This window comes from Dokdonella sp., from assembly GCF_049593775.1.
GTDB lineage: Bacteria > Pseudomonadota > Gammaproteobacteria > Xanthomonadales > Rhodanobacteraceae > Dokdonella.
In genome coordinates, this window is the sequence record NZ_JBAWHJ010000033.1 from 1 (window position 1) to 10,071 (window position 10,071).

Here is a 10,071-nt window from a genome sequence, read left to right on the forward strand (position 1 = left end):
GTCGAGCCAGGCATCAGCGGAACGCCGATATGTGCGTGCCGTGCGGAATATCTGGTCGAGCGCGAGATCGTTCAGCGGACTATTCATCAAAACTCCTAGCGATGCAGTATCTGTCTCCCTGCAGGGAATACAGTCTTGGGGTTGAGTGGTTCGCAATCAACACGATGAATGACAACGGATTGATGCCACTTGGTAGACAATGGCAGGGCCCCTTTGCGTTGCGGAGCCCTTCGAAGACCACCCATGATAGCGAAGAGAACCTGATTGTCTCCTGACAGGCACAAATCGAGTTGCTGGGTGATCAGTGACGGCGCTGCCGGCAATGAGCGCCAGGCGCTGGCACTGGCCCGTGCGCTAGGACTGGAGCCGCGGGTTCTGCATTTGCGCTTGAGGCACCCCTGGGATTGGCTTTCCCCGCACCTGACCCGGGGCGCAGCCGTAGCCATGCGAGATGCGCTGGGCGCGCCGATCAAGGCACCCTGGCCGGAGATTGCGATTGGCTGTGGGCGCAAGGCTGCATTGCTGACTCGTTGCCTGCGATCGTGGAGCAAGGGGCGCTGCTTTACCGTACAGATTCTCGACCCGCGCACGCGCCCGGAGCTTTTCGATCTGGTGGTCACTCCCAAGCATGATCGGTTGTCGGGCACGAACGTCATCAAGACACTCGGCGCTCTGAACCCCGTTGACGACGCGTGGCTGCTGCACGGCAGGGAACGCTTTGGTCAACTCGCAGCGCTGCCCCATCCTCGCACCGGCGTCCTGATCGGTGCCACGAACGCCGCGGCATCACTTGATGATCGCTACTTCCGCAGCCTGCTGGCCATGCTTTCCGAGCATCATGCAGAACACGGAGGCAGCTTTCTGGTCAGCACGTCGCGCCGAACGCCATCCGGTCGGGTCGCGCAACTGCGCACGGAATTCTCGCGCTGGCCAGGTGTGTTCTGGGGTGGGCCGGCAGACGGCGAAAATCCCTACGCCGGAATACTTGCCTGGTCGGACGAACTGATCGTCAGTCCGGATTCGGTCAACATGGTCTCCGAGGCCTGTGCCACGGGCAAGCCCGTCAGCGCATTCGCGAACGAGGACCTGGCAGGGAAACTTGGCGAGTTTCATCGCTCGCTCCAGGCAGGCGGATTCCTGGCTGGATCCACGCCAGGCAATCCCGGCAAAATCCTGCGCGAGACCGCAGACGTCGCTGCGCAAATCAGGGCGCGCTTGAACCAGTCGCGTTAATCAACTCGTCGCGGCTCAATCGAACGCAAGATCCAGCTCGCGCGCAACCGCAAGAACTCCCCGCGTAGCGGCGTCAAGTTCCTGGTCGCGCGATGCCATGCGCGGGCGCGCATCGAGCTTGCTGGCCAGCGAACGCGCGAGCAGTAACATGTGCGCATCGCGCAAGGTCGCAGCCTGAATCGGATTGAGCAGATCGGCGCTGGCTGCCATTTCGATCAGATCGACGCTGTTGGTCACTTCAAGCAGGCGCGGATGCGCCGACGCATGCTCGAGGACCAGTGCCTGGACTATGAATTCGATATCGACAAGGGTGCCAAGCCCTTGCTTGAGGTCGAGGACATGCTCGCTGGACCGGTCACTCTCGCGGCGCCAGCGTGATCGCATGTCGACAATTTTCTTGCGCAAGTCGCTGCCATAAACACGCGCATCGAGAGCTGCCGCGCGCGCTTCGGCGAAACGGCGGCTGAGACCCACATCACCGGTTACGGCACGTGCCCTGACCAGGGCCTGGTGCTCCCATGTCCAGGCACGCTCCTGCTGGTAGGCGGCGTAAGCGTCAAGGCTGGTCACCAGCAGGCCGGTTCCGCCATCGGGCCTGAGCCGGATATCGATTTCGTAGAGTCGGCCCGAGCGCGTCAGCATGGTCAGCAAATGCACGAATCGCTGTGCCAGGCGCGCGTAGTAGCGGGCGCCGTCGAGTGGCTTGGGTCCATTCGATTCGAGCGCCGCATGACTGCCATCGTAGACAAAGACCAGGTCCAGGTCAGAGCCGAATCCAAGTTCGATGCCACCGAGGCTGCCGTATCCGATGACCACCATCCCGACGCCATCGCCGGGACGCTCGTCGATGGTGCCGTGCGCCGCAACCAGGTCGCGCTCGGCAATGCGCAGCACACTCGCAAGAATGGCCTCGGCCACGGCGGCGAGCGCACGTGCGGTCTGCTCGGCGTCGACCCGCTTGCCGAGGAAGGCAAGGCCGATGCGAAACAAGGCCGCCAGGCGCTGCTCCTGGATCATCTCGATCTCGCGCTCCAGATCCTGGTCATGCATGGCTCCGAGCCGACGCTGGATTTCCGCCTCGACCTCTTCGCGATCGGGTGGCGGACCCTCGCTTCGATCATCGAACAGTTCGTCGAGCAACAGGGGATGTGCAATGACGCGATCGGCGAGCAGGGCGCTGGCGGCAAACACGGCGGTAAGGCGCTTCAATGCAACCGGTTGTTCGTCGAGCAAGGCCAGGTAGGCCGAACGGCGTGCCACCGCATGGACCAGGCCAATCAGTCGAACCAGGCATGCACTTGGTGCGGCACTGTCCGCCGCCGCCGCGAACAGCGCAGGAATCACACGATCGATGCGCTCGCGCGAACGCGCGGAAGCCGCGCGCAGGATCGGACTGCCAAGCAGGCCGTCGAGGGCGCCGACCACCGGCTGCACCGGGTCAAATCCGGCCTCACTCAAGGCCTCGGCATCTACGCCATCCGTCGAACAGCGCAACCACAAGGCATTCCATTCGGCAGCTTGTACTGAACTGCGCGCACGCTGCGCTGGAGCCATCACCGCATTGAACTCTTCACTGACAGCCGCGCGATGACGATCCAGTTCACTGATCAGCTCGCTCCAGCCCGGGTAGTCGAGCGCGAGCGCTATGCGCTGCCGCTGTGTTTCATCGGCCGGCAACTCGTGGACCTGCTGGTCGGCAAACATCTGCACGCGGTTCTCTGCGCGACGCAGGAACCGGTAAGCCTCGCCAAGCCGCTTGCTGCGGCGGGAACTGATCAGGCCCAGTTGTTCGCAGGCCGATAGCGCCGGCAGCAATCCGCGAACGCGCAACGAAGGCTCGCGGCCTCCGCGGATCAACTGCACGAGCTGTACGACGAACTCGATTTCGCGGATGCCACCGGGTCCAAGCTTCAGGTGGTCGGCAAGATCCTTGCGTGCGACTTCGGCATCGATGAGCTCCTTCATTTCCCGCAAACCGGCAAAAGCCGTGTAGTCGAAGTAGCGTCGGAACACGAACGGCCGCAGCGTCGCAAGCAGTCGAACACCCGCCGCCTTGTCTCCGGCAACCGGGCGCGCCTTGATCCAGGCATAGCGTTCCCAATCGCGCCCTTCGCGCTGGTAGTACTGTTCCATCGCCGCAAACGAGAGCGCGACCCTGCCCACGTTGCCGAAAGGTCGCAAACGCAGATCAACCCGATAGACATAGCCGTCCGGGGTGCGGTCGGCGAGCAGCGAAATCAGATGCTGGGAGACACGCGAGTACCAGATTTCGGCGTCCAGTGGTCGCGCGCCGTCACTGGTGCCGCCACCTTCGTCATAGGCCAGCACAAGATCGACGTCGGAAGAAAAATTGAGTTCGGCACCACCGAGCTTGCCTAGAGCAAGCACGACCAGACGCTGTACCTCGCCCGATTCCGTACGCAACACACCGTGGCGCTCGGCGAGCTGCCGCTCGGCATGCCGCAATGCGATTTCCAGGCAGGTCTCGGCAAGTACGCTGGCTCCGGTCAGGGTCGTCTCGACCTTGTCCACATTATTCACGTCACGCCAGATCAGGCGAATCGATTCACGGCGTCGGAAGCGTCTTATCTCGGTGCGGAATTCCGAATCCGACAGCGGCATGGCGAGGGGTGCGGTCCGTGCGTCGGCATGGCGCGGATCGTTCATCAGGCGAACCAGGTCCGGCCCGAGCAATTGCGGGTCCTGAACGAAACTCTCGAATGCGTAGTCGCTCGCGAGCAATACGCGCTCAAGGTGACTATCAACCCCAGCGTCATCGTAGAACGGCACACCCGCCTCTCGACAAATCGCTTCAAGCCGGGACAGTCTCGAGTCGAGCAGGATTTCGATGGCTTGCGGGCGCGGAGTCAGGGGCATGCGTGGATTCTGGCAGCTGGCGGGGCGGCACGGCCAGCCACGGTTTTCGCGTTCGGGCGCGGTTAACCCGAAATTCCCCGGTTCATCCTATACTCAGCACGTTTCGCCCAGATTACGCGGCCCTGCTGGCCCCGCAGCTCGCGATGGAATCCATGACCGCATCCGCGCCTCACGTTGTCGAACGCCAAAACCGGCTCTCACTGGCCTGGCTTGGCGTTGTCGTGCTCGCTTTCATGGTTCTGGCCAGCTACTACGACCCTGCCCTCACCTGGCCATGGTTTGGTACTGAACCGCCATCGTGGGAGCTGGCAGCGCTCAATATCATTCCGTTCCTGCTGATCGTGCTGCTGCTCAGCGCGCTGACCCGGCGGGTGATTCTGTCCAGCTGGCTGGGGCTGTTGTTGATTGTCGGCAGCTACGCAGCCAATGCGGCCAAGCTCGAACAACTGGAAATGCCGCTGCTGCCAGGTGATTTCCACTTTCTGTCCGATCTCGGTTCGGCCCTGCCGTTGTTCAGCCACTATCTCGGAGCAGGTCTGGGCCCGATTCTTGTCCTGCTTGGCGTGCTAGCCCTGACCGTCGCGCTGTTCCGCGAAAAAGCATGGCCGGCCATGCATGGCTGGACCCGCGCAGCGGTGGCCGTTGCTACGCTCGCCCTGGGCATCAGCCTGATCGGCGGCTGGGGGCCGTGGCGTTCGGTGTACAGCGCCGGCCGCCTGCACTTTGAACCCTGGTCGGTGGTCGACAGCGCCAAGCGCGCCGGCGTGGTCAGCAACCTCGTACTCTACAACTGGGAGCTGGCACAGCGTCAGGAGCTGCGACCGGATCGCCGCGCGGCTACAAACTTGCTGCGCGCAAATGCCGACAACCTGCGCCTGCGCCTTGCGCCGAACTCTTCCGCCATGGGCATGCCCGAAGGCACGCGGCCCGACATCGTCATTGTGCAGAGCGAGTCGCTGTTCGATCCGGCGCGCCTGAGCAATGCGCCCACCGATACCTATCTTCCCAACTTCCATCGGCTGGCCCGCCAGGGTCTGTCTGGCAACATGAAAGTGCCGACCTTCGCCGGTGGCACGATTCGCACCGAGTTCGAGTTCCTCACCGGCCTTGCCCTGGAATTCTTTCCCGGCGTGCAATACCCGTATTTCGAGATCGCCGAGCAGCCGATCCCGGGCATTGTGCGCACGCTGTCGCGGCAGGGTTACCAGACCACGGCAATCCATCCGAACAGCGGTGTGTTCTGGAACCGCAACCAGGCATTCAAGCAAATCGGCTTCGACCAGTTCATCGACGGCAAGGCATTCCCGAAGGAGACCATTGTCGGCCTGTTCACTGGCGATGCCGCGTTGACGGATCGCGTGCTGGCCGAGCTCGACGAGGACGGTCCGCCGCAGATGATCTTTGCCATCAGCATGGAGAACCACGGACCATTCGACTGGCGCCCCGGGCTCGATGAGAAGCGATTGGCCAGCCTCAAGTTGCCGCCGGGCCTTGATGAAGGGGGCGAGTACTGGCTGCGCAACTATCTCTACCTGCTCGAGGATGCCGACCACGAACTGGGCCGCCTTGCCGAAGCGCTGCAAAAGCGCAAGCGGCGTACCTTGTTGCTGTTCTATGGCGACCACCTGCCGGCCTTGCCGCCGGTCTACCATCAGATCGGATTTGTCGACGGCGAGGGCCCCAAAGCCCAACCGGTACCCTGGTTGCTGCTCGACAACGGGCGCACGTTTTCGTCTTCAAGCACCCAGCCCGATACAACATCGTGGCTGTTGCCGAGCATTCTTCTCGAGGCAGCGGGGATCAGTGGTGATCGCTATTTCTCGGCACTCGGTGCCTTGCGCGACAGCCTGCCCGCCAAGCCCATGGATTCCGCTGGTACCCTGCCAGGCGAGCTGCGGGCCATGGGGCAACTGCGGTTCCGCGGCGAACTCGAACCTGTCATCGACAGCGCGCTGGATTCGGCCGCCGGAATCAGGGATACGGCGATTGCGCCATAAACCAGCAACTGCACCTGCATTGCTGGCATACACGCCGCCCACGACCATAAAAAACCCGCCGGGCATTGCTGCCGCGGCGGGCTCTCCCTCCCCACGAGGTTTAACACCTGATAACGCAATACTAATGATTTTTCGACATTTGCCACGCCGCAGCGCAACATCGGCGGGTGGCAGGGGGCGCTGCGGGTCCGGAGCATGCGAACCTGTGACACGGAATGCGAATCAGATCCTTCCCGCATCTGATGTCAAAACGCCATGCCCGGCTGTCGAGTCAGGGTTCAAAATCGCACTTCAGGCTGTAACAGCCAAAACAATGGCACCGTGATGAGAGGGTGCCACATTCATTTTTCAAACTCGCCCATGGCTGCCTGGCCACTCACGGTCTAGGGCGAATTTCCGATTCCGGCCTGCGCAAGATCGCGTGCTTCGAACGCCACACCGGGGTATCCGCTCAGTTGCTTGCGGGCAGCAGCGCCGGCTGCTTTGCGAACCACTCCTTGGCGTGCATGAGATGAAACTTGTGCTTGTTCTGCTCGAGCTCCACGCCAAGACTGAGCAGGCCCCAGTGGATCAGCAGATCGCCATCAGTGCCGGCTGCACCAAGTTGCAACCTGGCCTCCACATCAAGGCGGTCGTTCTCGGACTGGAGTGGATCGATGATCAGTGTCCTGTCCCGCATCTGCAGCCTGCCACTGGCCTTCAGTTCGCCCTTGTTGATCAATTTCAACACCCACTTCGGATAGTCCTTGTGGCGGGTGAACACTGCCAGCAACAAGCCCACGTCCTTCATCTGCGTGCGCACGTTGGCATCGATGTTCAGTGGACGCTTGGCTACGATCCTGCCGCCGTCGAGCGCAATGTTGGCCCACCACGATTGACCTGCGGTGCGTCCGTCATCAACCACCTTGACCCGACTCAACTTGAGTGAACTGTTGTTGAGATCGAACAATCGCTGTTTGATGTCGGTCCCGGCGAGCTGGGCATCGAGCTTGATATCGGTTGTCAGGCGGATCGTCCCGAATTGCGCCTGTACGGCTGTTGCATCCAGACCCACCTGGCCGCGCGTGACATGGCCCGCCTCGTTGAGTGTCAGGTCACTGCTCAGTGCGGTCGATCCGCCCAGAAACTGCACCGTGTTCGCCGGAAGATAAACGTTCAAGGCACGCAGATCCGGCACTTCGGCCTTGCCGAAACGAAGACTTGCAAGAAGCTTGTCGCGGAAATGGGCGAGATCTCCCTGCGAATCCAGCCTGATCTGCAAATCCCTGCCGGAGGCAAGCATTTTTTCGGGCTCATCCTCGGCAACAATGTCAAATTCGTCGAGACTGAAATCGACACTGACCTCCTGACCAGTCGCCCCTTCGCTTACGAGGGCATCCGCCCTCATGAGCCCATGCGTCTTCGCCATGCCGTGGAAGCGGTGCCCTGCAACCATGGCCACAAGTTCAACTTCGGGCACGTCAACCCGACTGCCAGGTTCGAGCTTGCCGGAACGGAGTTTCAGATCCGCATCGATGCGTCCGGCCCCCTGCAGCTTGAGCCAGGGCGTCTTGACCAGAAGAGGCCCCAGCCAGTCGAGGGATTTGAACCGCCAATCCAGCACCAGCGTTCCGGAGGTGCGTCGCAATGCTTCCTTTGCATCAGGCGGGTCTATGGATTCGGGTTGCTCGTAGAACAATCGCGCATGTGCCGATCCCAGCCCATCTGGCGGTGCTGGCAAATCGGCTTCAAGGGAATAACCGCCCTGCTCAACTCGGGCACGCAGACTCGCCGCTGCCTCGAATTGCATGGCTGAAGACTTCGCGAACAACGGCACATTGACATCGACGTGCCCGCCGTTTGCAAATCTTCCACGCTCCCAGACAAGATCCACATCGAGTCGCCCGGGTTTGCCAGCCTTGGCGATCGCGCCGTGCCAGTGCCCGCTGGAATCTAGATCAACTTCCACGGCCGGCAGCTCACTTTCCATTCGCAAGCGCACGTCGAGGAGCTTCAGGGTAGCCAGGCCAGACACCTCCCGATGCGTGTGCGAGGCAATCGAGAAGCCTCCCGAAAAGTGGCCGTCATGCAGCAATTCCTTGTTGTCATGACGCACGCGAACGCTGCGCAGATCAAAACTTGTCGGCAGGATCTCCCAGGGTCCATCGCGCAGCTGTTTGGCGAATCCGAAATCAGCACTGCCGTCGAGGTCGATGTCGATCCCGACTACTTTTGCATGCTCGATCTGATTGCTCCGGATGTGTTCCAGCCGTATGGTCCAGCCACCGGGTCGATAAGGCGGTGGCGGCATGTCGACAGCGGTGTGGGCAACTTCTCCGGTGACAACATCCGCTTCGATCCAGGGCATGTCCAACTCTTTCTTGAACAGCGGCAGGATTGCAATGCGCGCCCGCCCTCGCGGAGTCTCCGCGTTCCACAGCACGTGGCGCACATGGCCATTGACCTTGACGTTCCAAAGCGTGGCGTAGCCCGGCCACCAGGTCACCCCGTGCGACCAGTGCAACTGAAACTTTTCGGGCTTGCGATTGATCGCCCATTCGCCGATCGGGCTGTTGAGGAAAACATTTCCTGCGACCAGGTAGACCGCAATGAAGCCGAGGAAGAACCAGGCTGTCCGACGCAAGAAAGTACGCATAACTCCCCTTGAAAGTGTGTCGGAGCAAGGCGAACACGGCGCCGCTCCGATGGGCGAATCATAAGGCAACGCACTCCTTCGTGTAGCCAGGCGTCGCATGGCCACGAGCCCCGTGCCGACGCCGGGCCCCGCAAGCCTTATTCTTGCGTGGATATAGGCAGGCACGGCTACCCGGCGGCGCCGCAATGGTCTATTCGGCGAGTCTGTACCGTGAACTGCAAATCCGTGCTGCTTTCTTTCAAAGGCCGTAGATGAAGGTAAGGAAACGTCGCCGGAAGGCGTCGGTTCGCAGGGCGATGTCATGATCGTGCGCCTGGTCGAGCGGCTCACCGGAATAACGCGCTACCACTGAAGCCGTCGCTGCTCGGCGCAACCAGTCTACCGATGCAATACGAGCCATGACGTGACCTAAGAGGCTGTACTCCCATGCTGGCCGCAGCCACGACGTGCGCGAAATCATGCATTCGGCCCCGGTTTTCGGTTTTGACAACTTGCGTGGCCCCTGGCCGCGCCGTTTTACGTTTCAAGAAAGGGGTGAAGGAACTATTCGTTCGAAACGCTCTGCGTTCCGACCAGTCACACCATGGCTGAAGTCATGCAACTTCGAACTTGTTTCGACAAAGACATTGCGGCGAATACCTGGGCAAGTTTCCCGACGCGGTTCAGGCTCTTGCTAGACCATGCGGTGGTGATCGAGCATGTACTGGCAGTTATGTCCGGAAAGAGACAAGAACCAAGCGTCACTTAGTCCCGATGACGTTCAGCAGCAAAGAAGTTCCACGAATCATTAAGAGGTGACTCCTTGAAAGCAATCGACTCTGCCTTGATGCTGGGATTGGTTCTTGTTCCGCTGTCGGCTTGCGCGACGCAGGCCCTGCCGATCATCGACATGCACCTGCACGCGCGGCATGCCGACTACATGGGGCCGAATCCGCCGCCCATGTGCGCTCCGTTTTCCATCATGCCGCGCTGGGACAATTCAGTTGCCATCGAAGAGGGACTGACGTTTTCACGAATGCCTCCGTGCGAGGGGCCAATCCTCGCCGCAACGAGCGACAAGCAGGTCATGCAAGACACCATTGCGGTGATGGAGAAGCGCAACATCATCGGCATGGTCAGCGGTGAACCGGAGCTCATGAAAGTCTGGAAGGCGGCAGCCCCCGAGCGAATCATGGTCGGACTGGATCTGCGCATCGGATCCGACAACTCACAGTCACACGTCGCTACGCGCACCCCCGCAGAGGTACGCGCACTGCATGCCAAAGGTGCGTTTCAGGTGCTTGGCGAAGTGATGGCCCAGTACGAAGGAATCCCCGCCGACGATCCGCG

The 10,071-nt window shown here is 61.3% G+C and carries 6 protein-coding genes; 3 read left to right on the top strand and 3 right to left on the bottom strand.

All coding sequences use genetic code 11. The features are described from left to right. Positions 1 to 297: 297 nt before the first annotated feature. Positions 298 to 1,233, top strand: a complete 936-nt coding sequence (locus tag WBP53_RS01180) for a mitochondrial fission ELM1 family protein (protein WP_423925106.1) — start codon at positions 298 to 300, stop codon at positions 1,231 to 1,233. Between the two features lie 15 nt (positions 1,234 to 1,248). Here the strand turns inward: WBP53_RS01180 and glnE are convergent, their stop codons facing one another. After that, positions 1,249 to 4,110: a bifunctional [glutamate--ammonia ligase]-adenylyl-L-tyrosine phosphorylase/[glutamate--ammonia-ligase] adenylyltransferase gene (gene glnE / locus WBP53_RS01185; RefSeq protein ID WP_423925108.1), complete on the bottom strand. Its 2,862-nt coding sequence runs from the start codon at positions 4,108 to 4,110 to the stop codon at positions 1,249 to 1,251. Between the two features lie 152 nt (positions 4,111 to 4,262). Between glnE and WBP53_RS01190 the strand changes: the two genes are divergently transcribed. Beyond that, positions 4,263 to 6,107 carry an LTA synthase family protein gene (locus tag WBP53_RS01190; protein ID WP_423925110.1) on the top strand — a complete coding sequence of 615 codons (1,845 nt, stop codon included), beginning with the start codon at positions 4,263 to 4,265 and terminating at the stop codon, positions 6,105 to 6,107. Between the two features lie 451 nt (positions 6,108 to 6,558). On the opposite strand, the gene WBP53_RS01195 is transcribed toward WBP53_RS01190, so the two are convergent. Both WBP53_RS01195 and WBP53_RS01200 read right to left on the bottom strand, forming a co-directional pair. After that, positions 6,559 to 8,742 (bottom strand): hypothetical protein, encoded by a 2,184-nt coding sequence (locus WBP53_RS01195; RefSeq protein WP_423925112.1) that lies wholly within the window; start codon positions 8,740 to 8,742, stop codon positions 6,559 to 6,561. 238 nt (positions 8,743 to 8,980) lie between these two features. Continuing rightward, the gene (locus WBP53_RS01200; protein WP_423925114.1) at positions 8,981 to 9,142 is read right to left on the bottom strand and encodes a hypothetical protein; all 162 of its coding nucleotides are present in this window, start codon (positions 9,140 to 9,142) and stop codon (positions 8,981 to 8,983) included. Between the two features lie 402 nt (positions 9,143 to 9,544). Here WBP53_RS01200 and WBP53_RS01205 point away from each other — a divergent pair. Continuing rightward, positions 9,545 to 10,071, top strand: a 527-nt coding sequence (locus WBP53_RS01205; protein ID WP_423925116.1) for a hypothetical protein, incomplete at its 3' end; no start/stop codon positions are given.